Source organism: Pseudomonas sp. C11, from assembly GCF_034683865.1.
GTDB lineage: Bacteria > Pseudomonadota > Gammaproteobacteria > Pseudomonadales > Pseudomonadaceae > Aquipseudomonas.
Map to the genome: position 1 here is coordinate 151,050 of NZ_JAWIIP010000011.1, position 24,956 is coordinate 176,005.

A 24,956-nucleotide genomic window follows, 5' to 3' on the forward strand; every position below is an offset into this window, starting at 1 on the left:
TCCTCCCCGTCACCCCAGCAGGAAACGCATCGCGTCTGCCGCACTCTGCTCGGGAATCTCCTCCATGGGGATATGCCCGACACCCGGATAGACCTTGACCTGGATACCCGGCAGATCACGCTGCCAGAGCGGCACATGACGAGGCGAAATCCAGCGATCACGCTCGCCCCACATCAGCAAGGTGGGCGCCTGGATCTGCGCGACGCGTTGCGGCGTGCCCGCCAGTTCGGTCTTGTTCACATTCAACAGCACACGGAAGATATCCATCATCGCGCGGCGATTGCCCGGACGGCGCGACAGGTCGTAGTAGCGGTCGACCACGCCCGGCTTGATTCGTCCTGGCTCGCCGTAGACCTCCTTGATGCCCTGAGCGATCAGCGCGCGCGGCATCCACAGCGGCATCGCCAGGGTGGCACCGGGCAGCGCCGCGGACGCGATCATCCAGGGCACCTTGGCCATGTGATAGCCGGCCGGATCGATCAGCACCAATTTGCCAACCCGCTGCGGCTGTGCCAGGGCGAAGTTCCAGGCGATGTAGCCGCCGAGGGAGTTACCGGCGATATCGGCCCTGTCGACCTGCAAATAGTCGAGCAGCAGGCCCAGCACGCCGAGCATGCGCTCGGCCGAATATCCGCCATTCCGCGCCGGGCCGGTCAGGCCGAAGCCCGGGACGTCGAAACGGATGATGCGGTAATGCGGAGCAAAGGCCTGCACCCAGGCATCCCAGGTATGCAGCGATGCGACCACGCCGTGGATCATCACCAGCGCCGGCTTGTCGCGGCTGCCCTCGTCCCGGTAGTGCACCGTGAAGCCATCGAGCTCGATATAGCGGGAACCCTCGGCGGCATTGCCATAACGCGCCTTGAGTCGCTCGAGTGACAAGGCACCGAAGCCAAGCCGGGCAAAACCGGCAGCCAATGGGGGTTGCAGGGGCAAGCTATTGGCGGTCATGCGCGATACCTCGATTATTGTTGGTGTGGCACCGATGAAAACATGGCACCTCAGCAAACGCTGCCCAACCTAGGTTGAGGCTGGACACAACGAAGCGATCAACACATCACTGAGTACGGCCTTGGCCCGCTCGATCTCGGCACGGCTGGCGTTACGCCCGAGCAGATCGAGAGAGGCAGCCTCCAACGCCCAGATCAGCGCCTGGTAGACGAGCGGGTCGCGTGGTTGCAGCGCCGGCTCCAGCCGCTCGATCAGCAGTCGCCGCATCTCCTCGTGAGCACGCTGCCGGTGTGCCGCCAGAGGCGAGTCGGCGCGCAGAGCCTCTTGCTGCATCATGCGGATGATCGGCCCCACAGCCAGGTGATAGTCGAAGAAGCGACCGACCATCGCCCGCAGCCAGGCATCGGAACTGCCGGCCACCTGGCGCATTTCGCGAAAGCGCGCCAGCAGGAGCAGTACGGCCGTCTGGTAGATGCCCTCGAGCACCTCCATCTTGTTGGCGAAGTATTTGTAGAAGGTACGCCGCGATACCTGAGCAGCTTCCAGCAGGTCACCGACGGTAACCTGCTCCAGGCCCTTGCGGGCGAACACCGCGATCGCAGCCAGTTGGATATGGGTACGCTGCAGATGCCCGACCAGCGGCCCATCACCCGCGCGCTGGCCGGCGAGCGCGCCGTAACCGCCGAGGTCTTCGAACACGGCCTGTACCGCCGCCAACTGCTCCATGCGATGCTCCCAACCAAGGCGCGGGTGACGAGCGGCCACGAGCTGAGTACGCTGGAGCCAACTGCCACTACGGATGATCACTGTGCCGACCACCCTAGCACGTCGCCTGCTCTGGCCGCTGGCCATCCTTTTGCTGGTCTGTGGCCCCTTGCACGCAGCCGAACTGTTCTACCTCGGCCAGCGCATCCCGGATCTCGACCGGCCCTGGCGCAGCAGTGACTACCAGCAATTGCTCGAAGCCCTGCAAAAAGTCGAGGGCAACCAGGCCAACGCCCTGCCCCGGCGCAGCGGCGAGTTCACCGGGCCGATCTACCAGCGCATGGTCTCGCCGGACAACTTCCGCCCCCAGTTGAACATCTACGCACCACTGGAACTGCGTCAGAACGAGGCGCGCGAAGTACTGTTCCAGCTCAAGGAGCTGATGCGTCTGTACTTCGACTTTCGCGCCAAGCAGCAGCCCTATGCCGCGGAGGCACTGGGGCTGATGAGTTATTCGCTGCGCCAGCAGGCGATTCTGTTCAGCCTGACCACCGAGTTCTGGATGACCCTGTCACAAACCGAACAGAGCAAACCCATACGCCTGCAAGGCCTGCAGGAAACCAAGGCGGCTGCGGCGATGCTGACCAGCAGCGCCCTGGACTATCTGAATCTCACCCAGGCCTTCGGCCGCGAGGAATTGCTGCTTTACAGCGCAGAGCTGAGCCAGCAATTGCCGGAGCTGTTCGTGCATCTGCCCGCCGATGTGCAAACTCAACTGCTGACACGCATCGAGCAGACCAGTCAGCAACATCGCTACCCGCAAGTGCGCGAGAACATGGCCACGTTGCTACCGGTATTGCGCCTCATCCACCAGGACGTGCTGGTCAAGCAGGCAGAGCCCGTTGCACCCAAACCCCAACCCAAGGTGCTGGATCTGACGCCACCGCCATCAGGCCAGTAGGCCCAGCGTCTTGGCTCGCGCGACGGCCTGGGTACGTCGCTCCACCCCCAGCTTGCTGTTGATGTGCCGGGCGTGAGTCTTGACCGTATGCAGGGAGATGAACAGACGCTCGCTGATCTCCTGGTTCGAGCAGCCGCGTGCAATCAACTGCAGGACAGCCAGTTCTCGACTGCTGAGCTTCTCGGCCGGCGCAGCGAGTTCGACTGATGGCTCATCCGCCTGCGCGCACGGCAGACGCGTCAGCAAGGCATCGCGTACCGGGCTGGTGGGGCGCTCACGCAACTGGGCAGCGAGCCAATGTGGCTGGTGCTGCAGCAGTTCCTCGAATGGCAGCAAGGCGCCCCCTTGGGCAGCCTCCAAACAGGCATCGAGATACTGCCGAGCCTCACGGGCGTTGCCGGTCTGGTGCAGCAGCTGCGCCAGTTGTCCCTGCGCCATCATGCCCACCAACTGCACGCCCATCGGCTGAGCCTGCTGCACCAGCGCGCGCAGGCGCCGCTCAGCCGCGCCGAGGTCACCCTGCAGGCGTTCCAGGGCAGCCACCTGCAACTCGATGTGCAGTACCAGTTGCGGATGGAACTCGGGGGCGGTAGTGCGCCCCTGCGCGCCGTAGGTCTCCTCCAGCTGCGGCAGCCAGGCGGATGCCAGCTCGATCTGCCCCTGGCGCAACCACAGCTCGCACTTGATCAGCGTAACCATCGCCAGGTAATAGATCGCCGGCACATCCCAGACGTGCATCAGCCGCTCTACCTCACCCAGCAGGGCGAACGCTTCGGCACTGCGCCCATTGCGCCCCTCCAGACTGGCCATCACGCAGTAACCGATCAACACGCCGACATCGCGGCAGCCCCTGGCTTCAGCGACCCCGCGTTGCAAATGTTCCAGGGCGCTGTCCGGCTGCAAAAGAAGACTCTGCAGGTAACCCTCATAGATCTGCAGCCGCGCGCGCACGGAGTAGTTGCTCTGTGTCGGCAACTCACGCAGGCAATGCTGCCCCTGGTGCACCTCGTCGAGCGCACGGTGCACCTCGCCTCGCGCCTGCAGCACCCGCGCACGCTCGTAATAGGCAATGGCTTCGAACAACGGATTGCCCACCCGCTGCGCCAGCTCCAGGGCGTCACGATTGAGGCCACGGGCGCGCCACAGATCGCCGCGCACCACCGCCAGATTGGCCAGGTTGGCCAGGCACATGAAGAGCGGCCCGTAACGATCATTGCTCAGCCCCGTCAGCGCCTCGCTGGCCTGACGCTCGGCGCGCTCACCATCACCACGTCCGCGGGCAATCATGCCATCCAGCGCCTGCCACTGGGCCAGCAGGCTGCGCTGCGTCACCGGATCGGCTGCCGGCAGAAAGCGCCCAAGCTGATCGAGCAACTCCTGCGCAGCGTCCAACTGACAGGCCAGCGCCAATGCCCAGCCATAGAGCATGATCAGACGCGGCGTGCTGGAGAGCAGGCTGTCGGGCAGGTTGGTCTTCCAGCGCAGCAACATGGCGATGTTCTGCTCGGCCAGCAGTTGCTCTTCGGAAAGGTTCTGCACCAGGCTGGCGGCAACATCGGTCTGCCCGGCCAGCAGCGCCTGTTCGACCGCTGCCTCGAGCAGGCCCTGGGCGGCGAACCAGCGACAGGCGCGCAGATGGGCGCCGCCGCGCGCATACCCGGTCGCTTCATGCTGGCGAGCATTGAGCAGGTCGGAGAACAGGTGATGGTAGCGAAACCAGCGCCCTTGCTCGTCCAAAGGCACGAGAAAGACCTGGTTGGCCTGCAAATGACGAAGGATCGCGGCACTGTCACCGGCATCCCGCACGGCATCGCACAATTCTGCACAGAAGCGTTCGAGACAGGCCGTTTCCATCAGAAACTGCTGCACCTCCGCCGGCTGGCGCTCGATCACCTCTTCCAGCAGATAGTCGCGGATCAGCCCCTCACCACCGTGCAGCGGCAGGGGCTCGCGCGCAGCGCTCGGACAATCGTCACGCGCCAGCAGCCACAAGCGTAACCCCGCCACCCAGCCCTCGCTGCGCTGCAGGATGTTGGCCACCTGCTGGCGTTCGAAACAGGCGCCCTGACTGCTCAGCAAGGCGCTCAACTCATCGCTGGTCAGGCGCAGATCCTGCTCGCTCAGTTCCAGCAACTGCCTCGACAGGCGCAGACGCGCCAGGTGCCAATCCGGACGCTGACGGCTAGTGACCAGCAGGAGGATGCCTGGTGGCAAGTGATTGAGGAAAAACTGCAGACACCGATCCAGTACGGCGCCCTGTGCCAGGTGGTAGTCGTCCAGCACCAGCAACAGGGGCTGGGATTCATCCAGCACCGAAGTCAGTTCGTCCAGCAAACCATCCAGCCACTGCTCGAATGCGAAAGGCTGGTGCCGCTGGCGCATTTTCAGCAGCCCCAGAGCCTCGGCGCCCAGCCCAGGGAAGAACTGCTGCAAGCCCAACAGCAAACGCTCGAGAAAACGCCCGGGATCCCTGTCACGGTCGTTCAGACCGAGCCAGAGGCTGTGCCAATAAGCAGGAAGACGCTCGCAGAACTCGATAGCCAGGGAGCTCTTGCCAAAGCCTGCCGGCGCGCAGACCAGCAGCAGACGCCCCTGCAGCCCATCTTCCAGGCGCTCGCACAAGCGTGGACGAGAGACATGCCCGGCCGGCAGAGGCGGACGATAGAAGCGCGCCTCCAGTGGCGTGGCCGGGGCGTAGGGCAATCCTGGCATGCGAGAAAGGTCTGTCATCGGCCGATTCTTGGAAGCGTTATGGTCAGTCACCTGCGACCTGACCCCAGCCTAGCGACTTGCACGCCCCATTTGAAGGCTCCGCTACAGTCGGTAACGAAAAAGCCGGCACAAGGCCGGCTCTATCGTGTTGCTCAGCGAATCAGGCGTTAGCGAACGCCCGCCTGGCGCAGCGCCGCCGGGGTGTAATCGCTGCTGGAAGCCTTGTAGTTGAAGTTGTAGGACTGCTTCTCCTCGTTCTTCATGCCCAGTGCCAGATAGCGGCCGGAGAGCAGGTCATACAGGGACTCCAGGGTGTACCAGGGCACCTGCTTGTCGTAGTAGTACTGGGCATGGGCCTCAGCCACGCGCCACAGGGTGCCACGGCCGTCGTAGTGGTCGATCAGCGCGGCTTGCCAGGTGTCCTCGTCGATGTAGAAGTCGCGCTTGGCATAGATGTGGCGCTCACCCGCTTTCAGGGTTGCGGTCACGTGCCAGACGCGGTGCAGCTCGTAACGAGTCAGATCCTGGTTGATGTGGCCGGCCTTGATGATGTCGGAGTACTTCAGGTTCGGCGAGTCGAGCTTGTAGGCGTTGTAAGGGATGTAGATCTCCTTCTTGCCTTCGAGCTTCCAGTCGTAACGATCCGGCGCACCGTTGTACATGTCGAAGTTGTCGGAGGTACGCAGGCCGTCAGCCGCAGTACCCGGACCATCGTAGGACACCTGCGGAGCACGACGCACGCGACGCTGACCGGCGTTGTACAGCCACGCGAGGCGCGGCTCCTTCACCTGGTTCAGGGTTTCGTGCACCAGCAGCACGTTACCGGCCAGACGCGACGGCGCGGTCACACGCTGCTTGAAGTAGAAGAGCACGTTGCTCTCCTTGCTCGGGTCGTAGTCGGTCAGAGCATCACGGAAGGTGAACTCGTCCTGGAAGTACACCAGCGAGTAGGAGCCGTTGGCTTGCGGCGTCGCCTGGGTTACCAGACGGCTCACGCTACCACCGCGATAACGGGTGATGTGGTTCCAGATCGCTTCCAGACCATTCTGCGGAATCGGGAAGGGGTTGGCGGTCTGGAAATTCTCCAGACCGTTACCGCCTTCCACCAGCTTGGTGTTGACCGCGTTCTTCTTGGCGGCCTCGGCCACTGCGGCCGGCACGCTGGCCGAACGATGGGTCGGGTAGACCGGCATCTTGTAGCTGTCGGGGTAGCGCTTGAACATTGCCATCTGACCAGGAGTCAGCTTGTCCTTGTACTGGTCGACGTTCTGCGCAGTGATGGTGAACAGCGGCTGCTCGTTGGCAAACGGATCGGACAGGAAACCCTTGCTGTCGACGGTACCGGCATTGGCCGGCAGGCCACCATTCCAGGCCGGGATCGAGCCATCGGCATTACCGGCCATCTCGGCGCCCAGCGGGGTCAGTGTCTGACCCAGCTTGGCCGCCTCGTCCGGCGCAACCGCTGCCATGACGCTGGTCGCCAGAAGAGACAGTACCAGGGCCCCGCTTTGCCACAGTGTTTTTGTTGTTTTCATGTGCATTCTCATTCCTCGAATTCCTGACGACTTAGAAGTTCACGCCGAAGCTGAGCGCAACGAAGTCACGGTCAACGGAGGTGTTGTACTTGCCATCGAAGAAGCTGGTGTAGGACAGGTCGGCGGTGTAGGTGTTCTGGTACTCGGCGTTCAGACCGAGGCTGACAGCCTTGGCCCCTTCGGTGAACAGGCCATTGGGGCCGTAACCGTCAACGTCATGCGACCACGCAACGCTGGGACGCAGATTCACACCTGCAATTGCATTGGGGTATTCCCAAATCGCACGGGCGCGGTAGCCCCAAGAAGTACTGGTAACGAAGCCGTCGTCTTCACAATACTTGGAAATATTGTCTCTCGACGCACCAGCGCCTGCGCCATTGACGGTACTGGTATTCAACGCCTGGCAAGTAGTTCCAGCCAAAGGCCCAGGGCCATAGACTGGGTCACGCCCGTAGCGAAGCTTGGAACTGCTCTCCAGTCCTCCCACGTGCACAACACCGACTTCACCCACCAGAGTCAGACGCGACGCGCCCATGACCTGATCGAAGAAGTGGGTGAACGTCGTCTGGAATTGGCTGATTTCTTTACGTCGATAACCGTGCTGGTCTTCGCCAGGAACGCCCTGTAGCAGCGATACGCCACCACGACCAGGCAGCGGGGTGAGGCCCGAGAAGAGAATATCGGTACTGTTGATTTGAACAGGAGCATTCGGGCGATAGCTGAATTCACCACTCCACGCGGTACCGGTAGGCAGAGTCGTAGAGAAACTCAGGCCATAGAGACGAATATCCTCGGGGTACTCCATGAAGTAGGACGAGTTACCCGCGATGATAAGAGGAGCCAGTGGGCTCGCCGCTACAGCCGAGTAAAGAGATGCAGGAGCACCTGTAGCGCTAAAAATCGGCGCCCGACTGTGGTAGTTCATGAAATAGAGACCAAACTCGGTGTCAATACTTTCCGCAAAGTATCGGAAAGCACCTCCCCACTGACCGCTGTCACGAGCGTCACGATCACGAGAACGGGCAACACGCACGCCCTCCTCGTTCACATCAACCCCAAAGTTAGCAAGCCCAGCTAGAGCTGGGGCGGAAAGTGTAGAGCGTTTATTCAGCACGCGCAGGTTGTCATCGCAACCATCCGCGGCAATATCGGCCTGAGAAAAGAAAGTGCCGCAGTTATCAACGACGGTCTGATCCCACTCAAGTTGGTAGAACGCCTCTGCAGAGAGGTTTTCCGTCAAGCTCTGCGAAACGTAAAACATGTTGACCGGAATCAAGCCCTCTTTGACCTCCGCACCAGGGCGCCGGAAAGCGGAGACGTCAATCGGGTTGATGGAGTTAATGGAGTTACCGATAAAAGTACTCTCCCCCCAGCTTACGACTTGTTTGCCCAGACGGACGGAGCCAGGCTGATCTGCAATCGTGTAGTTGTGGTAAACGAACGCATCCAGAAGTTCTGCACCGGAGGCCTGCGCGCCTTCTTTACGATTGCTATCACTGATGTCTTTGAACTGCCGGCTTTCGTCCTTTAGCTCGAAGTCATACCAATATTTACCACGAACAAAAACACCGGTATCGCCATACTTCAACTCGAGGTCATGAATACCCTTGAAGATCTTGGAGAACGTTTCGCCACGCTTGAAGTTGGCGTGTCCATCGTCAGAAGTTTGCGACAGACCACGACCACCGTTGTTCACCCCGATCAGATCCTTGTCAGGACTCTGGGTCGACCAACTGGCACCCACGGAGAGAGAAGAATCGAACTGCCCTTCGATCTCACCGATGTTGAACGTGACGCCGAATGCCGGGGCGGCGAGGGTAGAAGCGAGACTGACGGCCAACGGCAGTTTTGCCAGGCGCCAGTAGGGTGTTGTTTTTGTTGTCATCGACGCTACTCCATGTGTTTTTTGTTATGGATGCTTTGACTATAGCCAGCGGGTCATCCCGCTTGATCCCTCGAAAGAGTGATTTGCAGCCCTCAGACACTCTGGCTCGCAGGTCTCAGCACCTGCGATGAGTCAAGCATGGACGGGAAACAGCAATTAGCAAGCCAAACGCTTGTTTGACTGAGTGGTCACGCTGGCCACCCAGTCAAAATGCCCCTCACAAGGTGGAGAGGAAGGCGCTCCCCGCCTCCTGCCACTGGGCGATATCCAGCCGAATGCGCTTCTTGTCCAGCTTACCGACACTGGTCTTGGGAATTTCAGTAACAAGCGCGATCTGGTTGGGAATGGCCCACTTATTGATGTGACCTTGCTCGACGAAAGGCTTGAGGTGCTCCTTGAGCCCCTTGGCATCCAACGCTTGGCCGTCACGCGCTACCAGCAGCGCGAAGGGACGCTCGCCCCACTGCGGATCGGGCACCCCGACCACTGCGACCTCACGCACGGCCGGATGACGACTGATCAGATCCTCCAGCTCCAGTGAAGAAATCCATTCACCCCCGGTCTTGATCACATCCTTGATGCGGTCGCGGATCTCGATGAACCCCATTCCGTCCAGGGTGGCGACATCGCCGGTATGCAACCAGCCATGCGCCCAGAGTTCTTCGCTCTTTTCCGGCTCGCGGAAATAGCCCTGGGTCAGCCAGGGCGCACGCAGCACCAGCTCGCCCTGGGACTCGCCATCGGCGGGCAGCAAATTGCCGTCGCCATCCATGATCGCGGCCTCGACCAGCGGTACCGGGATCCCAGCCTTGATACGGTAGGTGGTGCGCTCGTCCTCGCTGCCGGCGCGCAACTCCTCGTTGAGGTAGCCACAGGAAATCAGCGGACAGGTCTCGGACATGCCGTAGGCAGCGGTGAGCTGGATACCGCGCGCCTTGGCGGTTTCATAGAGAGAACGATTCAACGCACTGCCGCCGATGATCATTTTCATGCCACCGAAGTCATGCCCCTGTGCGCCAGGGGCATTGAGCAGCATCTGCAGAATGGTGGGCACGCAGTGGGAGAAGTTGACCTTCTCTTCCTTGATCAGGCGGCAGAGCATGTCCGGCTCGTAGCGGCCCGGGTAGACCTGCTTGACCCCAAGCAGGGTCGCCACATAAGGCACACCCCAGGCGTGAACGTGGAACATCGGCGTGATCGGCATGTACACATCGTCATTGCCGAGCAGGCGAATGCTGTCGAGCGCACTCACCGTAGCCGCCATGGACAGGGTGTGCAGCACCAGTTGCCGATGCGTGAAGTACACCCCCTTGGGGTTGCCCGTGGTGCCGGTGGTGTAGAAGGTCGTGGCCACCGAGTTTTCATCGAAATCGGCGAAGGCATAACTGGGGCTGGCTGCGGCCAGAAGACTCTCGTACTCACCGACGAGATTCGGCAGCTCGGCGCTCTTGTCCTCGCCATCGGTCAGCAGCAGGGTTTTCTCGACCGTGGTCAGTTGCCCGGCGATCCCCTGATACAGCGGCACGAACTCGCTGTTGACCAGCACGAAGCGATCCTCGGCATGGTTCATGGTGTAGAGGATCTGATCCGGCGACAGACGAATATTGATGGTGTGCAGCACCGCGCCGAGCATGGGGATGGCGAACATGCACTCGAGATAGCGATGACTGTCCCAGTCCATCACGGCCACGGTATCGCCGGCTTTTACTCCGGCATCGCTGAGCACATTGGCCAGCCGCGCCACCCGCTCATTGAAGGTCGCATAGCTGTAGCGCAGCTTGTCGCGGTAGACGATCTCGCGGGTCTTCTCGTAGCGGCTGCCGGAAAGCAGCAGGCGCTTGATCAGCAGGGGAAAGTCATGGGCGTTGGCCGCCGCCGGGATGAGACGGGTCTGCAGCATGGGATCACCTTCTTATGCACGAAAGGAATCAGGGAATGCTGCGACTCTAGTGGGGCAAGCGGATGACAGAATCATCCCAAAGAATGATTTGTAGCGTGACCGCAACGAAGGAAACGGCCACGCCTGCTGCTTTCAGGACATTTCACGACGACTCGGATGCGGCTAGCGCATCTCGGTGAATGCCAGCTTCACACCGATACCCACCAGTACGACACCCATGAGTCGGTCGAACCAGTGGCCCAGCCGAGCGAAACCGGCGCGCACGCGTTGCTGGCTGAACAGCCAGGCCACCAGGCAGAACCAGATGGCGGTGGCCATCGCCAGATAAAGGCCATACCCCGCCTGAATGGCAACAGGCGTATGCGGATTGATCACCACGGTGAACAGGGAGAGGAAGAACAGCGTGGCCTTGGGATTCAGCCCATTGGTGATGAAACCGGTGACGAAGGCGCTGCGGGCACTGCGGGGCTCGTCGGTCAGCGCCAACTCGGCTGCTGAAGGGTCGGCCGGGCGCGCCCTGAGGGCCTTGAAGCCGACGTACAGCAGGTAAGCCGCAGCCAGCCATTTCAGTGCGTTGAACAGCACGATGGACTGCGACACGATCAGGCCGATACCCAGCAACGAATAGGTCACGTGCACCAGGATTCCGCTACCGACGCCCAGCGCGGTGAAGACACCTGCACGTCGGCCGTGAGCGACGCTTTCCCGTACGACGATGGCAAAATCCGGCCCTGGGCTGGCCACCGCCAGCAGATGGATCAGGGCAACGGTGAGAAATTCGCTCCAGTACATGGCGGCTCCGCATCGACAAGGAAGGTCTGGTAGGCTCGCCAATCTACTCCTGCGACCCACCTGCGAAAAGGTACAGCTGATGAGCAACAGCGCACGCGCCGTCTTTCTCGACCACGCCTCCCTCGACCTGGGCGACCTGGATATGCAACCGCTGCATCAGGCCTTCGCCGAGCTGACCCTGCACGCGCAAACGCGTCCGGATCAGGTCGCCGAACGCCTGCAAGGTGCCCAGGTCGCCATCAGCAACAAGGTGCCACTGGACGCCACCACCTTCGCCGCCTGCCCGGAACTGAAGCTGGTATTGGTAACCGCCACCGGCACCAACAACATCGACCTGAGCGCTGCTCGCGAACATGGCGTGACCGTATGCAACTGCCAGGGCTACGGAACCCCGTCCGTGGCGCAGCACACCCTGATGCTGCTGCTGGCGCTGGCCACGCGCCTGCCCGACTACCAACACGATATTGCCGCCGGGCGCTGGCAGCAGGCCAGCCAGTTCTGCCTGCTCGATCACCCCATCGTCGAGCTGGAAGGCAAAACGCTCGGCATGCTCGGCCACGGCGAATTGGGCAGTGCCGTCGCCCGCCTGGCCGAAGCCTTCGGTATGCGTGTATTGCTCGGGCAGTTGCCCGGTCGCCCGGCGCGCGCGGATCGCCTGCCACTGCACGAACTGCTGCCACAGGTGGATGCACTGACCCTGCACTGCCCGCTCAACGAACAGACCCGCAACCTGATCAGCGCCAGCGAGCTGGCGCTGATGAAACCGCGCGCCTTCCTGATCAACACCGCTCGCGGTGGGCTGGTCGATGAGCAGGCGCTGGCCGACGCGCTGCGCCGTGGTCATCTGGGCGGCGCCGCCACAGACGTGCTGCTGCAGGAGCCGCCAAAAGATGGCAACCCGCTGCTGGCGAACGACATCCCACGTCTGATCGTCACGCCGCACAGCGCCTGGGGCAGTCAAGAGGCCCGGCAACGCATCGTGGGGCAGGTCGTGGCCAATGCCGCGGGCTTCTTTGCCTGTTCGCCAGTGCGGGTCGTCGGGTAAGCTGCGCGCCCCTTTTCAGCAGGCGTGATAGCGCCTGCTGCATGCTTCTTCCCGTAAACCGATGCACAGGACACCTCATGGATCCGCGAAGCGAAGTACTGCTGCGCCAGGCCGAATTGTTCGACGGCGAACTGCTGCTGGCAGGCTTGCCGGCAGACGATCTGCTCGGCGTATTGCCACATGCCCAGGGCTGGAACTGGCATGCCGGTGATCAGGCACTGCTCGCGACACGCTTCCCCGGTCGCAGCCACTTCGACACGCAGATGCCGGCCGGTGACTATCGCGCGGCGGTGCTGTTCCTGCCGAAATCGCGCGAGCTGAGCGACTACCTGTTACAGGCCCTGGCCTCACGCCTGGCTGGCAAGCCGCTGTACCTGGTCGGGGAAAAACGCGCAGGCATCGAGCGTGCGGCGAAGCAACTCGAGGCTTTCGGCCGCCCCCGCAAGCTGGATAGCGCCCGCCACTGCCAGCTGTGGGGCGTAGAAGTGGAGCAGGTTCCTGAGCATCCCGACCTGCACGCACTGGCACAACACTATTCCTTGCCGCTCAGCGATGGCGCGCTGGAGATCGTCACTCTGCCCGGCGTATTCGCCCATGGCCGCCTGGATCGCGGCAGTGCGCTGCTGCTGGAACACCTGGACGGCCTGCCAAGCGGTCATCTGCTCGATTTCGGCTGCGGCGCTGGCGTACTCGGCGCCGCACTCAAACGACGCTACCCGAGCAGCGAACTGAGCCTGCTGGACGTCGACGCCTTCGCCCTGGAAAGCAGTCGCCTGACTCTGGCCCGCAACGGCCTTGAGGCCAACGTCATCGCCGGTACCGGCATCGAGTCGGCTCCCGAGGGGCTGAGCGCCATCGTCAGCAATCCGCCTTTCCATCAAGGCGTACACACCGACTACCAGGCCAGCGAGAACCTGCTGACCCAGGCCAAACGCCATCTGCTCAAAGGTGGAGAGCTGCGCCTGGTGGCCAATAGTTTTCTCAAGTATCCCCCGCTGATCGCGCGTCATCTCGGCCCCTGCCACACCCTTGCCGAGGCCGACGGTTTCCGCATCTACAGCGCACGCGGCTGAATGGGCTTGCTCCTGAGCAGGCGCTTGGGCACAATTGCGCCCGTCCTAGGGGAGTAGTCTCCCGCGAGCGCCCTGCTCGCCCGGCATGCGTCAACACACTTGCTCCACAGAGCATGGCGCATGCGACCCAAGGCCTTCTTAGAGAGGCCCGCGGTTTGACAAGACCTATGACACGCACAACCTCACCCGGGGCGGGAAGGTCGTTCGTGTCATACGCCGTGTCGACCCGCCCCTTTAGGAAACCTGATGCTGGAATCCCTGTTCGTCCCCACCTTCATCGTTGCCCTCGCCGAGATTGGCGACAAGACGCAACTGCTCGCCTTGCTGCTGGCCGCCCGCTTCCGCCGCCCCTGGCCGATCATCTGGGGCATCGTTGCCGCCACCCTGGCCAACCACTTCGCAGCAGGCGCCGTGGGCAACTGGGTTGCCGGCTTCTTCTCGCCCGCCACCCTGAGCTGGATTCTCACGGCCAGCTTCGTCGCCGTGGCCATCTGGACGCTGATTCCGGACAAACTGGACGAAGATGAAGAGTCGGGTCTGAAAAAATACGGCCCATTCCTCACCACCCTGATCGCCTTCTTCCTTGCCGAAATGGGCGACAAGACCCAGGTCGCCACAGTGATGCTGGCCGCTCAGTACCCGCATTTCGTTCTGGTCGTCATGGGCACCACGCTGGGTATGCTGCTGGCTAACGTGCCGGTCGTGCTGGCGGGCAACTTCGCAGCCGACCGCCTGCCGCTGGCACTGATCCGCCGCCTCGCTGCCTGCGCGTTTGCCGTGCTGGCGGTGTATGCGGGCTATCAGGCCTTGAAACTCAGCGGGCTCATCTGACGATTCACTGACGCCACCTGCACGTCATTTCGGCCAATTTCTGCCACCTCCCGGGCACTTAGAGTGCGCAGCACATCACAGTGCTGCCACGCACGTCTCGGGAGGAAGGCATGTCATTGGAAGAACACAAGAAGGTGGTGCGCCAGCATATCGACCTGTCCTGGAATCGAGGCCGACTGGCCCTCGCCGAGCAACTGCACAGCAGCGACTTCCTCTATAAAAGCTCTTTCACCGGCGCCGCACTCGACAGCGCAGGCTTCGCGCATCTGGTGGAGGAAGTCCGCCAAGCCATGCCGGACATTCAGGTGGTGCTCGAGGAATGCATTGCCGAAGGCAACAAGGTGTTCACCTGGAGCACCATGATCGGCACGATCGAGCGCCCGGCCTTTGGCTATCCGGCCAGCGACCGGGTACTGAGTATTTCAGCCATGGCGTTCTGGACTCTGAATCACAGCGACGAAATCCAGGAAATCTGCACCATGTTCGACATGGAAAGCTTCCGCGCGCAGTTGGGTCTGGAAACCCGCCCCTTTGCCGACAAGGCGCTCCCCTGAGGCAGCGCCTTGCCCTGTTACTGACCTGCCTTGGCCTGCTGATAGAGCGGCATCACCTTGGGAATCGCCGCCTGTAGAGAGGCAATGCGGCTGCTGGACGACGGGTGGGTGCTCATGAACTCGGGCGGCGCATTGCCACCGGCGGCCTCCATCTTCTTCCACAGCGAGATCGCCGCGTTCGGGTCGTAGCCCGCACGCGCGGCCAGTTCGAGCCCGATCAGATCAGCCTCGTTCTCGTTGCCCCGGCTGTTGGGCAGCGTCAGGCTGTATTCGACCACGGTATCGGCAAGTGCCAGGCTGTCCTGCCCCAAGCCCAACAAGGCCCCCGCGCCCTGCTTGGCCATCTCGATACCATAAGCCTTGGACATGGCCTCGCGGCTATGCTCGCGCAATGCGTGAGCCATCTCGTGGCCCATGATCGCGGCGATCTCGTCATCGCTCAGCTTGAGCTGCTCGATGATGCCGGAATAGAAGATGATCTTGCCGCCCGGCCCGCAGTTGGCGTTGAGCTCGGGGCTCTTGATCAGATTGACCTCCCAGTTCCAGTTGGCCGCATCCGGCCGAAAGCGCGGCGCCTGCGGGATCAGTCGATTGGCCACAGCCTGCACTCGCTTGGCATTGGCGCTGGTCTTGTCCAGAACGCCTTTGCTCGACGCCTCGCTAAGCGTCTGCTGGTAAGACTGGGCGTACATCTGGTTGACCTGATCGGCTGACAACATGCTGAACATGTACTGCTTGCGCTCCACGCCAACGGCGCCACCGCTGGTGGTGTTGACCGCCTGGCAGCCGGCCAGCAGCAATGCTGCCGCCAGCCCACTCAGGGTAAGTGACTTGTTCATCCACGACTCTCCGAGAAAACGAGTCCGTATGCTAGGACGCAGTCACCAGGCGAGCAACCTGGCGACTTGCGCAATGGCGGCGGGCCATCTTTGCTGAGCGATAGCGAATGTAAGAAAGCGGGTGCTAAAGAAGGGTTGCGGCTCAGGATTTTTCCCCCGCAGCCGATTCAGTGGTGAGACCTATCTGCGTCCGGAGCTGCAATGAAGTTCAAGTCGATCAAGTTCTCTGTCGCCCTACTCGCAGGCGCCAGCGTGTTGGCCGTAGTAGCCGCCCTGGTGCTCTACGCCCTTTTCGCCAGCAGCCGTAGCCAGGCAATGGTGGAAAAACGCACGCACGCGCTACTCGAACAAGCCATCGAGCAGCGCCTGACTACCCTGGTTCAGGGGCAGGCCAGCATGATCCAGCGTGAGCTGGATGTGCCGCTGCAAATCACTGCCGACCTCGCACGCCTCAACGCCATGCTCGGCATGACCGACAGCAATGGCAGCCCCCAACTGAGCATCAGCCGTGAGGAACTCGCCAGCCTGGTGCACGAGACCACAGCACAAAACCCCAAACTGCTGGGCAGTTACATCGGCTGGGAACCCAACGCCTTCGATGCCAGTGACGACCTGTATGCCGGCAAGAAGGGGGACGGTTATGACGGCACCGGGCGCTTCCTGCCCTGGTGGTTCCGCAATGCCGACGGCAGCCTGGGCATCGATGCCATCGGTTCGATGGAAAGCGAGGAACTCCTGCCCACCGGCGTACGTGCCGGTGAGTACTACCTGTGCGCCAAGGAGCGCAAACGCCCCTGCGTCATCGATCCGGCGCCCTATGACGTCGGCGGCAAGATGACCATGCTCGCCTCGTTCACCTCGCCGATTCTGGTCAACGGCGAGTTCCGCGGCATCGCCGGTGCCGACCTGGCCGTCAATTTCATCCAGGATCTACTCAAGCAAGCCGACGCGCAGCTCTACGACGGCGCCGGCGAACTGGCCTTGATCGCCGGCAACGGCCGCCTGATCGCCTCCACCCGTGCTCCGGACAAACTCGGCGAGCCGGCCACCGTCCTGCTCGATGCCAACGAACAGGGCAACCTAGGCAAGCTGCAACCGGGCCAGCCGATCTACTCCATCGACAACCCGGATGATCCCGAGCACAGCCATATCGAACTGTTCCTGAGTTTTGCCATCGGCCAGAGCGATGCACGCTGGGTGCTGATGCTGTCGCTCCCGGTGCAGGTGGTGATGGCGGATCTCAACAAGATGCAAGGCGAACTGGCCCAACAACGCGACGCCGACACCTTCGGTATGACCCTGGTCGGCCTGCTGATCGCGGCGATGGGCCTGCTGGTCATCTGGCTGGTGGCACTGGGCATCGCCCGACCGCTGCGGCAGATGGTGAACATGCTGGACGACATCGCCAAGGGCGAAGGCGACCTCACCGTGCGCCTGAAGGTCGATCGCGCCGACGAGCTTGGGCAGATCGCACAAGGTTTCAACGCCTTCCTGAGCAAGCTGCAGAGCATGATCGGCCAGGTCGTGGTGTCGGTACAGAAGGTCAGCGACTCGTCCGAGCACACCGCCGATATCGCCATCCGCACCAACCAGGGCATTCAGAAGCAACTGGCGGAAATCGAACTGGTGGCCACAGCAGTCCATGAAATGACCGCTACCGCCCAGGATGTGGCGCGCAACGCCACCCAGGCGGCCGAAGCAGCCAATCACGCCGACCAGGCCGCCAATCAGGGCAAGCAGGTGGTGCAGCAAACCTCCACCGCCATCGCCGCCCTGGCCAGTGAGATCGGCCGCGCCGTCGGGGTGGTGCAGAACCTGGCCAAGGACAGCGAGAACATCAACGCCATTCTCGTCGCCATCCGCGGCATCGCCGAGCAGACCAACCTGCTGGCCCTGAATGCCGCGATCGAAGCCGCCCGCGCGGGCGAACAAGGCCGAGGCTTTGCCGTGGTCGCCGATGAAGTGCGCAACCTGGCACAGAAGACCCAGCAGGCCACCGAAGAAATCCAGAGCATGATCCAGCAGCTGCAGCAGGGCACGCGGGACGTGGTCAAGGTAATGGAGCAGAGCCAGAGCAAGACCGACGACAGCGTGCGACATGCCGGTGAAGCCGCCAGCTCGCTGGACGCGATCACTCAGGCCGTCTCGGTGATCAACGATATGAACACGCAGATCGCCAGCGCCGCAGAGGAGCAAAGCGCCGTCGCCGAGGACATCAACCGCAACGTCACCAACATCGGTCAGGTCGCCAACGAAGTGGCCGGCGGCGCCGATGAGGCCAGCCAGGCCAGCGCCGAGCTGACCCAACTGGCCGAGCAGCAGCGACGCCTGATCAATCAGTTCAAGGTGTGAACATCAGGCAGGAGCCCGTGGCGCCGGCTCCTCGCCATTGAGTCAGGCGGCATTCAGGCAGGCGTCAGACACTCCGGCGCATCCAGCTTGGGGTCGTTGACCAAAGTCGCCAGAGCACGTTCGCGCAACGCCGCCTGAGGTGCATTCAACAGAGCCTGCAGCGCCTGCGGCGAGGCATCTGGGTTTAACCACAGCGCCTGTTCGTCCTCGTTGAGAATCAGCGGACGGCGCTGCGAAGCGGCCGCACGGGTAATCAGCGCCACACTCAGGTATTCGTGCCCGCTGACCGGATAACGCTCCCAGAGTCCGGCGAAATAGAGGATCGACGCCTCACCAGTGATCCAGTACGGGCGCTTGCGCCCTGCCCCACGCCATTCATAGAAGCCATTGGCCGGGATCAGGCAGCGACGCTCGCGAAAGCTTTCACGGAACATGGGCTGTTCGGCCAGGCTCTCGGCACGGGCATGGGCCGGGCTCTTCGACAGATCCTGCAACCAGGCCGGCGTCAGCCCCCAGCGTCCGCGCGCCAACTCCGCCCCCTTCTCGCCACCACGCACCATCAGTACCTGGCTGCCAGGCGCCAGGTTCCAGTGCGGCTGCTGATCATCGGGAAAACCGGGCTGCGCCGCGAAAGCAGGCGACCAACGGAACAGGGCGTAACGTCCACACATGAAACGACTCGACAGGCAGGGGGCGCGTCAGCAGAGCAACACACCCTGGAAGGACTCCGGCTCGTCACCGGATACAGGTTGCGCGGCATTGTACTCGGCGATCAACAGGCGTGCCCGCTCGGCATCCGCATCCCCCACCACGAGCCCCAACAGACCACAGGCCGGCAATTCCCCGACGGCACCGACCAGATGCTGGCCGAGCAGATGCGCAACCACGCCTTCACTGGCGAGCATGTCCACCAGCATTTGCCCTTCCAGCAGGTTTTCCGGCTCGTAGATTCGCTGCATCAGTCGTTCTCCGCACGCACGTCGAGCTGCCAACGCTCCCCATCGGTCTGCAGTTCGAACTCGATGGGCCGGCAGCACACCGGGCAGTCTTCGATATAGGCCTGATCACCAGCGGAGAGGTCGAGCACGGTCTCGACCCATTCACCACAGTAAGGGCAGGCATAGGCCTCGGTTTCCAGCATCGCGGTCTCCTTGTGACTTGGCGGTATAATCGCTGGTCTATTGCTGATCCTGCCTGGCAGGCTCGCCACTTTTAACCTTAGCCGTTCTAGATCAAGAGAGCATGATGGGCGCATTCGATGCCATCCGACCCTATTCCGACGACGAAGTGCGCCCTGTACTGGCGCGATTGCTCGCTGACCCGGCGTTTCTCGGCACCCTCACCCGCTTCCGCTTCCCGCGCCTGGCCGGGCCGTTCGGCTGGCTGCTCAAGCCGCTGATCGCGGCACGCCTGCGCAGCGAGTTCGCCGGGATCGACTCGGTTGCCAAACTGCAGGACAAGATCGAGCCCTATGTCGACCGCAGCATCGAACAGGCCACCGATGGCATTACATACTCGGGGCTGGAAAGCCTGCAGACAGGCAAACCCTATCTGTACCTGGCCAACCACCGCGATATCGTCATGGATCCGGCCTTCGTCAACTACGCCGTCTACCATGCCGGCCTGCAGACCCCCCGCATCGCCATCGGTGACAACCTGCTGCAGCGCCCGTTCGTCAGCGACCTGATGCGCCTGAACAAGAGCTTCATCGTGCACCGTTCGATCAGCGGTCGGCGCGAGAAACTGGCGGCGTATCAATTGCTGTCGGCCTACATCAACCACTCGATCCGCGAAGACGGCGAATCGATCTGGATTGCCCAGGCGGAAGGCCGGGCCAAGGACGGCGATGATCGCACCGACTCGGCCATCCTCAAGATGTTCCACATGAGCCGCAAGGACGAAGCGTTCGCCGAGGTGATCGACTCGCTCAACCTGATTCCGGTGTCGATCAGCTACGAATACGACCCCTGCGACCAGGCCAAGGCGCGTGAGCTGAGTATTCGCGCGGCCACCGGCAGCTACACCAAGGCACCTGGCGAGGACGATGCCAGCATTGCCCTCGGCATCACCGGCTACAAGGGCCGCGTGCACCTGCACTTCGGCGCACCGGTCGCCGGGCGCGAAGACACCAAGCAGCTCGCTCAGGAAATGGATCGGCAGATTCTCGGCCATTACCGTCTATTCCCGGCGCACTACCTGGCCTACGCCATGTGGCAGGATCGTGAGCCGGAGCTGCCGGTGCCGGCTGCCAGCGAAATCTTCGCCGCCGACGAACTGGCCAAGGCCGAAGCCGAATGGCGCACGCGCCTGGCTGCGTGCAGCGACGAGGAAAAGCCTTACCTGATCCTGCAATACGCCAACCCGGTGCGTAACCAGTATCGGATCAAGGCCGGCCTGCCGCTCTGACGGTTGGCGCAAACGAAAACGGCAGCCCGATGGCTGCCGTTTTTCATTCTACGGATCGCATCACAGGCGCGTACTGAACCACGAAAGCAGCAGCGCACCACCCAGACATAACCCACCGAACCGGTAGAAGAAGCGGTTCAAGCGCAACGTGCGCGTCGAAAACAGGCCACTCACCTGCTGGCAATCACTTTCGGACAGCAGGCGGGCAAGGCCACGCTGCTCGCGCAAGCGCGTCATCACCCAAAGCCAGCCCCCGGCCAGCGCGAAGAACAGCGCCAGACCGTTGAGCGCCATGGCGGGATACGCGAGCAACAATGCCCAGAATGCTTGCAGGGACATGCCGAAAACCTCGTGAACCGCATGGTGCACGCCTAGCCCCAGGCGCACCAAAACGGGGAAAAGTGGCCGCAAAACGATGAGAAAGGCCTTCCAGGCTGCGGCGCAAAACGTCGCGCAGTTTACCGAAAGGCTGCTTTTAGAAAGTTCGTTTCCGACGAACGTAGCGCGCTATCTCGAAATCGTCTGAAAACTGTCACACGCCTGGCCTAGGGTTTGAATCACTCAACGTGACTCAGCAGTCACACCTGCATTGGAGCCGCACCCTTTACGTCCCAGGAGGACACCGCCATGCTCAATCCGCAACCGCTGGATCGCGATTACCTGATCGACTCGCTGGACGACGTGGAAGCCGTGGTCGACGAACTCTCTTTCAACGTTCAGGATCAGCATTGGCTGGTCTACTGCTCACTGGGTGGGCATGAGCACTATGACTTGCCGGATATCGACAACCGTACCGGCATGAGCCTGCCGGAGCTTTACCACGAAGCGGCCTGACCGTCTGCGCCAAAGAAAACGCCCCGCGATGCGGGGCGTTTGCGTATCTGGGCGCTGTTACTGAGACAGGATCTGGCCGATGGTCGGATCCTTGAACGCGCGGGTCAGCGCATCACTGAGCACATCCCCCACCAGCTTGGTGTTGGTCTGCTGATTAGGCGCAGTACCGAAGCGCTGGTTCAGCGAAGCACCGTAGCGGCCGGTATAACGACGGCTGGAGTTCTGCACATCGGCGCGAATCGAGGCGGAAATATCAGCCTCGGTGACGTACAGCCCTTCCTTCGGCGACTGGTACTTGAGGTCAGCCAAGGTGATGGTCAGTTGCGGCGCATTGTAGGCATTGGGCGACGGGGTGAAGCCAAGCAGACGCACTGCGGCCTCAGCCTCGGCCTGCAGCTTCGGCAGCACATAGTCGCTGCTGACGCTGATGGCGCTGGTTTCCGGGTACAGACCACCACGCGTGCCGAGTACCGGCGAAGAACGACCGTCGACCACACGCACGACCACCGGCTGGCCCTGACCGACCGGGGTCAGCGAGCTGGTGAGCTTGGGTTGCGGGGTGAGTTGCTGAGGGCTGAGGGCACAACCGCCCAGCGTCAGGCTGGCGGCGGCAAGCAGGGCGAACAACGCACGATGCAGCATGCTCGATCTCTCCGAAAGGGATGGCAAAAAGGTGGCTGGCAGTATACCCAGCAGTCTCAGGCGCCGACAGCCATACCTGCATCATCCGACCGTCCAGCCGGCTCGCCAGTTCCTGTCATTGGCCTGTCACCGAGTTGCGGCATAAAGAGTCCGAACCCTGATAGGAAGCTTCGCCATGTTGTCTCTGCGCCGCCTGTTCAGCCCCAGCAAGCCGATGCGCCACTTTGCCCTGCTCGATGCCACAGGCCGCTGCTGCGCCTTGCGTCAGTGTCGGGAATGCCCCAGCAATGGGCGCTGGGTCGAAGTCCATGAGTCGCGCATGACCTGGCTGGGCTCGCCCCTGCCTGCCAGCGCCCATGTCATGGAGCACAGTGCACCGGCGCGCACAGGGCGCGCGCTGGCCGCCTGACACGCCGGCTATCGAAGATGACGATCCGTCAGAAAGCGGTCACCTCGAGTCATCGCGCGCAATAAAAGTCACGTCAGGCGATCAATTTCGTTTCATTCACCGTTATACTCACGCCCCGATTATAAGGACGCCTCCTGATCGGGCCGCACCCCCTCACCGAAGCTCAGGTTTCGGCCCCGCCTCAGAGAGTCGCCCACTTCGTCTGCCACCCGGCCAGTCGTCCTCCGCCCGCACCAAGCGCTTGTTGCACATCTGCAATGCATGCCATGCGTGAGCCGAAGACATGCCCAGGCAGACGAGCTTTTGAGGTTCGACGCTCCAAAAGAGCGCGATAAAAAACGGTTTTAACAACTTCACAAGAGTGTGGCGAAAAATGAACGAATTGGCGTCCGTGGAAAGGAGCCTTAACCCTCCCCTCCGTACGGCCAGGCGAGGAGCCTGAACCAGCGGAATGGCCCCGGCAGGCCTGCAGGCCGGCCCATCTGGTGCAGTATTTCTTGGAGAGAGGTTAATGGCGCATAACGATTACCAAAGCGTAGATGTGGTGCTGGTTGGCGCTGGCATCATGAGTGCGACCCTGGGCGTGCTGCTCAAGGAACTCGACCCCGGTCTCACCCTGGAGGTGCTGGAGCTGCGTGAATCCGGCGCGGTGGAAAGCTCCAACCCCTGGAATAACGCAGGCACCGGCCATGCCGCCCTGTGCGAGCTGAACTACACCCCGGAAGGCTCCGATGGCAGCATCGACATCAAGAAGTCGGTGACCATCAACACCCAGTTCGAAGAATCCAAACAGTTCTGGGCCTACCTGGTAGACAAGGGCGCGATCAAATCGCCGAAGTCCTTCATCAACCCGGTGCCGCACATGAGCTTCGTGCGTGGCAACAGCGGCATCGCTTTCCTCAAGAAACGCTTCGAAGCGCTGCGTCAGCATCACGCCTTCGAGCACATGGAATACACCGAGGATCGCGCCACCATCGCCGACTGGACGCCACTGCTGCTGCCAGGCCGCGACGCCAATGAGCCACTGGCCATGACCCGCGTGCAGGCCGGTACCGACGTCAACTTCGGCGCGGTCACCCAGCAAATGCTCGATTACCTGAGCTCCCTGCCGGACGCCAAGGTCACCTGCAACCAGAAGGTCACCGACCTCAAGCGTGAAGGCGAACACTGGCTGGTCAGCATCAAGGACACCCGTTCCGGCGCCAGCCGCCAGCTCAAGAGCAAGTTCGTCTTCCTCGGTGCCGGTGGCGGCGCGCTGCCGTTGCTGCAACTGTCCGGCATCCCCGAAGGCAAGGGCTTCGGCGGCTTCCCGGTGAGCGGCCAGTGGCTGCGCTGCGACAACCCGGAAATCGTCAAGCAGCACCAGGCCAAGGTCTACAGCCAGGCTGCCGTGGGCTCGCCGCCCATGTCGGTGCCGCACCTCGACACCCGCGTGGTGGATGGCAAGAAATCCCTGCTGTTCGGCCCGTATGCCGGCTTCACCACCAAGTTCCTCAAGTTCGGCTCGTTCCTCGACCTGCCGCTGTCGGTACGCCCCAACAACATCGGCCCGATGCTGGCGGTGGCGCGCGACAACATGGATCTGACCCGCTACCTGATCAAGGAAGTGATGCAGTCCGAAGCGCAGCGCCTGGAAACCCTGCGCGGTTTCTACCCGGAGGCCAAGGCCGAGGACTGGCGCCTGGAAGTGGCCGGTCAGCGCGTGCAGATCATCAAGAAGGATCCGAAGAAAGGCGGCATCCTGCAGTTCGGCACCGAACTGGTGGCGGCTGCGGACGGCAGCATCGCTGCCCTGCTCGGCGCCTCGCCGGGTGCTTCGGTCACCGTCTCGATCATGCTCGATCTGATCCATCGCTGCTTCCCGCAGCAGACCAAGAGCGAAGGCTGGTCGAGCAAGCTGGACGAGATCTTCCCGGCCCTGGCCAAGGTGCTGGCCACCGACGCCGAGCGTTACCGCGAAGTGCAGGCGCTATCGAACCAGCGCCTGCAGCTCGACACGCCAAGCGCCTGATCGACGCCCGCCCACAAAAAACCGCCCCTCGGGGCGGTTTTTTATTGGCTCATCACTCTGACGCCAGGGCAGGATCGGGATGGCCGTCACCGCATTCTGCGGGCTGCCCTCAATCACCCGATCGCTATAGACCAGGTACACCAAGGTGTTGCGCTTCTGATCGAAGAAACGCACCACCTGCATGGTCTTGAACACCAGCGAGGTGCGCTCCTTGAACACTTCCTCGCCGTCCTCGAGCTTGCCCCTGAAGGCGATGGGCCCGACCTGACGGCAGGCAATCGAAGCCTCAGCGCGATCCTCGGCCAACCCCAGCCCACCTTTAACGCCACCGGTCTTGGCGCGTGACAGGTAGCAGGTCACGCCATCGACCTTGGGATCATCGAAGGCCTCGACGACGATCTTGTCGTTGGGCCCCACCCACTTGAACACGGTCGACACCTCGCCGATGGTATCTGCCGCTGCCAGCGTCGGCAGCATCAGCAGGCTCAGCGCATATCCCTTGAACGAACGCATGACAAG

23 protein-coding genes, 1 pseudogene and 1 riboswitch are annotated in these 24,956 nt (G+C 62.2%); of the genes and pseudogenes, 10 read left to right on the forward strand and 14 right to left on the reverse strand.

The window, feature by feature from the left end; all coding sequences use genetic code 11:
* Positions 1 to 9: 9 nt before the first annotated feature.
* Both VC352_RS18455 and VC352_RS18460 read right to left on the reverse strand, forming a co-directional pair.
* Positions 10 to 951, reverse strand: coding sequence for an alpha/beta hydrolase (locus VC352_RS18455; protein WP_322980974.1), 942 nt, complete (start codon positions 949 to 951; stop codon positions 10 to 12).
* Between the two features lie 69 nt (positions 952 to 1,020).
* On the reverse strand, positions 1,021 to 1,677 hold the full coding sequence (locus VC352_RS18460) for a TetR/AcrR family transcriptional regulator (protein ID WP_322980975.1): 657 nt from the start codon (positions 1,675 to 1,677) through the stop codon (positions 1,021 to 1,023).
* Positions 1,678 to 1,750: 73 nt separating this feature from the next.
* Between VC352_RS18460 and VC352_RS18465 the strand changes: the two genes are divergently transcribed.
* Positions 1,751 to 2,617: a hypothetical protein gene (locus VC352_RS18465; protein WP_322980976.1), complete on the forward strand. Its 867-nt coding sequence runs from the start codon at positions 1,751 to 1,753 to the stop codon at positions 2,615 to 2,617.
* Here VC352_RS18465 and VC352_RS18470 read toward each other — a convergent pair.
* The 5 genes from VC352_RS18470 to VC352_RS18490 form a co-directional block, all read right to left on the reverse strand.
* Positions 2,606 to 5,347, reverse strand: coding sequence for a LuxR C-terminal-related transcriptional regulator (locus VC352_RS18470; protein ID WP_322980977.1), 2,742 nt, complete (start codon positions 5,345 to 5,347; stop codon positions 2,606 to 2,608). The genes VC352_RS18465 and VC352_RS18470 overlap by 12 nt on opposite strands.
* Positions 5,348 to 5,496: 149 nt before the next feature.
* Positions 5,497 to 6,864: a DUF1329 domain-containing protein gene (locus tag VC352_RS18475; RefSeq protein ID WP_322980978.1), complete on the reverse strand. Its 1,368-nt coding sequence runs from the start codon at positions 6,862 to 6,864 to the stop codon at positions 5,497 to 5,499.
* Between the two features lie 31 nt (positions 6,865 to 6,895).
* Entirely contained in the window at positions 6,896 to 8,749 is a 1,854-nt protein-coding gene (locus VC352_RS18480; protein WP_322980979.1) for a DUF1302 domain-containing protein, read from the reverse strand.
* A 217-nt stretch (positions 8,750 to 8,966) separates the two neighbouring features.
* Positions 8,967 to 10,649 carry a fatty acid--CoA ligase gene (locus VC352_RS18485; RefSeq protein WP_322980980.1) on the reverse strand — a complete coding sequence of 561 codons (1,683 nt, stop codon included), beginning with the start codon at positions 10,647 to 10,649 and terminating at the stop codon, positions 8,967 to 8,969.
* Positions 10,650 to 10,811: 162 nt separating this feature from the next.
* Positions 10,812 to 11,441: a LysE family translocator gene (locus VC352_RS18490; RefSeq protein WP_322980981.1), complete on the reverse strand. Its 630-nt coding sequence runs from the start codon at positions 11,439 to 11,441 to the stop codon at positions 10,812 to 10,814.
* A gap of 79 nt (positions 11,442 to 11,520) precedes the next feature.
* On the opposite strand from VC352_RS18490, the gene VC352_RS18495 reads away from it, so the two are divergent.
* The 4 genes from VC352_RS18495 (at position 11,521) to VC352_RS18510 (ending at position 14,944) form a co-directional block, all read left to right on the forward strand.
* Entirely contained in the window at positions 11,521 to 12,486 is a 966-nt protein-coding gene (locus VC352_RS18495) for a 2-hydroxyacid dehydrogenase (RefSeq protein WP_322980982.1), read from the forward strand.
* Positions 12,487 to 12,563: 77 nt separating this feature from the next.
* On the forward strand, positions 12,564 to 13,559 hold the full coding sequence (locus VC352_RS18500) for a class I SAM-dependent methyltransferase (RefSeq protein ID WP_322980983.1): 996 nt from the start codon (positions 12,564 to 12,566) through the stop codon (positions 13,557 to 13,559).
* Between the two features lie 36 nt (positions 13,560 to 13,595).
* A riboswitch (yybP-ykoY riboswitch) is annotated at positions 13,596 to 13,782 on the forward strand.
* A gap of 26 nt (positions 13,783 to 13,808) precedes the next feature.
* On the forward strand, positions 13,809 to 14,390 hold the full coding sequence (locus tag VC352_RS18505; protein WP_322981015.1) for a TMEM165/GDT1 family protein: 582 nt from the start codon (positions 13,809 to 13,811) through the stop codon (positions 14,388 to 14,390).
* 110 nt (positions 14,391 to 14,500) lie between these two features.
* Positions 14,501 to 14,944, forward strand: coding sequence for a ketosteroid isomerase-related protein (locus VC352_RS18510; RefSeq protein ID WP_322980984.1), 444 nt, complete (start codon positions 14,501 to 14,503; stop codon positions 14,942 to 14,944).
* Positions 14,945 to 14,961: 17 nt separating this feature from the next.
* Here the strand turns inward: VC352_RS18510 and VC352_RS18515 are convergent, their stop codons facing one another.
* The gene (locus VC352_RS18515; RefSeq protein ID WP_322980985.1) at positions 14,962 to 15,783 is read right to left on the reverse strand and encodes a M48 family metallopeptidase; all 822 of its coding nucleotides are present in this window, start codon (positions 15,781 to 15,783) and stop codon (positions 14,962 to 14,964) included.
* Positions 15,784 to 15,984: 201 nt separating this feature from the next.
* On the opposite strand from VC352_RS18515, the gene VC352_RS18520 reads away from it, so the two are divergent.
* Complete coding sequence (locus VC352_RS18520; RefSeq protein WP_322980986.1) at positions 15,985 to 18,135, forward strand: methyl-accepting chemotaxis protein; 2,151 nt, start codon at positions 15,985 to 15,987, stop codon at positions 18,133 to 18,135.
* A gap of 53 nt (positions 18,136 to 18,188) precedes the next feature.
* On the opposite strand, the gene VC352_RS18525 is transcribed toward VC352_RS18520, so the two are convergent.
* Genes VC352_RS18525 through VC352_RS18535 form a run of 3 tightly spaced genes read right to left on the reverse strand, consistent with a single transcriptional unit; the run spans position 18,189 to position 19,276 of the window.
* A complete protein-coding gene (locus VC352_RS18525; RefSeq protein ID WP_322980987.1) occupies positions 18,189 to 18,806 on the reverse strand; it encodes an SOS response-associated peptidase in 618 nt (205 codons plus the stop codon).
* A 27-nt stretch (positions 18,807 to 18,833) separates the two neighbouring features.
* Positions 18,834 to 19,094 carry a putative signal transducing protein gene (locus VC352_RS18530; protein ID WP_322980988.1) on the reverse strand — a complete coding sequence of 87 codons (261 nt, stop codon included), beginning with the start codon at positions 19,092 to 19,094 and terminating at the stop codon, positions 18,834 to 18,836.
* Positions 19,094 to 19,276 (reverse strand): CPXCG motif-containing cysteine-rich protein, encoded by a 183-nt coding sequence (locus VC352_RS18535; protein WP_322980989.1) that lies wholly within the window; start codon positions 19,274 to 19,276, stop codon positions 19,094 to 19,096. Before VC352_RS18535 ends, VC352_RS18530 begins: the two co-directional genes overlap by 1 nt.
* 101 nt (positions 19,277 to 19,377) lie before the next feature.
* Between VC352_RS18535 and VC352_RS18540 the strand changes: the two genes are divergently transcribed.
* Positions 19,378 to 20,541, forward strand: a complete 1,164-nt coding sequence (locus VC352_RS18540) for a 1-acyl-sn-glycerol-3-phosphate acyltransferase (protein ID WP_416340205.1) — start codon at positions 19,378 to 19,380, stop codon at positions 20,539 to 20,541.
* Positions 20,542 to 20,601: 60 nt separating this feature from the next.
* Here the strand turns inward: VC352_RS18540 and VC352_RS18545 are convergent, their stop codons facing one another.
* Complete coding sequence (locus VC352_RS18545; protein WP_322980991.1) at positions 20,602 to 20,880, reverse strand: hypothetical protein; 279 nt, start codon at positions 20,878 to 20,880, stop codon at positions 20,602 to 20,604.
* Positions 20,881 to 21,168: 288 nt separating this feature from the next.
* Here VC352_RS18545 and VC352_RS18550 point away from each other — a divergent pair, with 288 nt between their 5' ends.
* Positions 21,169 to 21,375, forward strand: coding sequence for a hypothetical protein (locus VC352_RS18550; RefSeq protein WP_322980992.1), 207 nt, complete (start codon positions 21,169 to 21,171; stop codon positions 21,373 to 21,375).
* A gap of 57 nt (positions 21,376 to 21,432) precedes the next feature.
* Here VC352_RS18550 and VC352_RS18555 read toward each other — a convergent pair whose 3' ends face one another.
* The gene (locus VC352_RS18555) at positions 21,433 to 22,017 is read right to left on the reverse strand and encodes a YajG family lipoprotein (protein ID WP_322980993.1); all 585 of its coding nucleotides are present in this window, start codon (positions 22,015 to 22,017) and stop codon (positions 21,433 to 21,435) included.
* A 175-nt stretch (positions 22,018 to 22,192) separates the two neighbouring features.
* On the opposite strand from VC352_RS18555, the gene VC352_RS18560 reads away from it, so the two are divergent.
* The gene (locus VC352_RS18560) at positions 22,193 to 22,426 is read left to right on the forward strand and encodes a hypothetical protein (protein WP_322980994.1); all 234 of its coding nucleotides are present in this window, start codon (positions 22,193 to 22,195) and stop codon (positions 22,424 to 22,426) included.
* A gap of 511 nt (positions 22,427 to 22,937) precedes the next feature.
* Positions 22,938 to 24,437 (forward strand): malate dehydrogenase (quinone), encoded by a 1,500-nt coding sequence (gene mqo, locus VC352_RS18565; RefSeq protein ID WP_322980995.1) that lies wholly within the window; start codon positions 22,938 to 22,940, stop codon positions 24,435 to 24,437.
* A gap of 63 nt (positions 24,438 to 24,500) precedes the next feature.
* On the opposite strand, the pseudogene VC352_RS18570 reads toward mqo, so the two are convergent.
* Positions 24,501 to 24,950 (reverse strand): annotated as a pseudogene (locus VC352_RS18570) (CreA family protein); the annotation flags it as partial.
* Between the last annotated feature and the right edge of the window lie 6 nt (positions 24,951 to 24,956).

Coding starts and splice junctions, on each gene's coding strand:
- VC352_RS18455 (WP_322980974.1), bottom strand. CDS start 951: ATGACCGCCAATAGCTTGCCCCTGCAACCCCCATTGGCTGCCGGTTTT.
- VC352_RS18460 (WP_322980975.1), bottom strand. CDS start 1,677: ATGGAGCAGTTGGCGGCGGTACAGGCCGTGTTCGAAGACCTCGGCGGT.
- VC352_RS18465 (WP_322980976.1), top strand. CDS start 1,751: ATGATCACTGTGCCGACCACCCTAGCACGTCGCCTGCTCTGGCCGCTG.
- VC352_RS18470 (WP_322980977.1), bottom strand. CDS start 5,347: ATGACAGACCTTTCTCGCATGCCAGGATTGCCCTACGCCCCGGCCACG.
- VC352_RS18475 (WP_322980978.1), bottom strand. CDS start 6,864: ATGAAAACAACAAAAACACTGTGGCAAAGCGGGGCCCTGGTACTGTCT.
- VC352_RS18480 (WP_322980979.1), bottom strand. CDS start 8,749: ATGACAACAAAAACAACACCCTACTGGCGCCTGGCAAAACTGCCGTTG.
- VC352_RS18485 (WP_322980980.1), bottom strand. CDS start 10,649: ATGCTGCAGACCCGTCTCATCCCGGCGGCGGCCAACGCCCATGACTTT.
- VC352_RS18490 (WP_322980981.1), bottom strand. CDS start 11,441: ATGTACTGGAGCGAATTTCTCACCGTTGCCCTGATCCATCTGCTGGCG.
- VC352_RS18495 (WP_322980982.1), top strand. CDS start 11,521: ATGAGCAACAGCGCACGCGCCGTCTTTCTCGACCACGCCTCCCTCGAC.
- VC352_RS18500 (WP_322980983.1), top strand. CDS start 12,564: ATGGATCCGCGAAGCGAAGTACTGCTGCGCCAGGCCGAATTGTTCGAC.
- VC352_RS18510 (WP_322980984.1), top strand. CDS start 14,501: ATGTCATTGGAAGAACACAAGAAGGTGGTGCGCCAGCATATCGACCTG.
- VC352_RS18515 (WP_322980985.1), bottom strand. CDS start 15,783: ATGAACAAGTCACTTACCCTGAGTGGGCTGGCGGCAGCATTGCTGCTG.
- VC352_RS18520 (WP_322980986.1), top strand. CDS start 15,985: ATGAAGTTCAAGTCGATCAAGTTCTCTGTCGCCCTACTCGCAGGCGCC.
- VC352_RS18525 (WP_322980987.1), bottom strand. CDS start 18,806: ATGTGTGGACGTTACGCCCTGTTCCGTTGGTCGCCTGCTTTCGCGGCG.
- VC352_RS18530 (WP_322980988.1), bottom strand. CDS start 19,094: ATGCAGCGAATCTACGAGCCGGAAAACCTGCTGGAAGGGCAAATGCTG.
- VC352_RS18535 (WP_322980989.1), bottom strand. CDS start 19,276: ATGCTGGAAACCGAGGCCTATGCCTGCCCTTACTGTGGTGAATGGGTC.
- VC352_RS18540 (WP_416340205.1), top strand. CDS start 19,378: ATGATGGGCGCATTCGATGCCATCCGACCCTATTCCGACGACGAAGTG.
- VC352_RS18545 (WP_322980991.1), bottom strand. CDS start 20,880: ATGTCCCTGCAAGCATTCTGGGCATTGTTGCTCGCGTATCCCGCCATG.
- VC352_RS18550 (WP_322980992.1), top strand. CDS start 21,169: ATGCTCAATCCGCAACCGCTGGATCGCGATTACCTGATCGACTCGCTG.
- VC352_RS18555 (WP_322980993.1), bottom strand. CDS start 22,017: ATGCTGCATCGTGCGTTGTTCGCCCTGCTTGCCGCCGCCAGCCTGACG.
- VC352_RS18560 (WP_322980994.1), top strand. CDS start 22,193: ATGTTGTCTCTGCGCCGCCTGTTCAGCCCCAGCAAGCCGATGCGCCAC.
- mqo (WP_322980995.1), top strand. CDS start 22,938: ATGGCGCATAACGATTACCAAAGCGTAGATGTGGTGCTGGTTGGCGCT.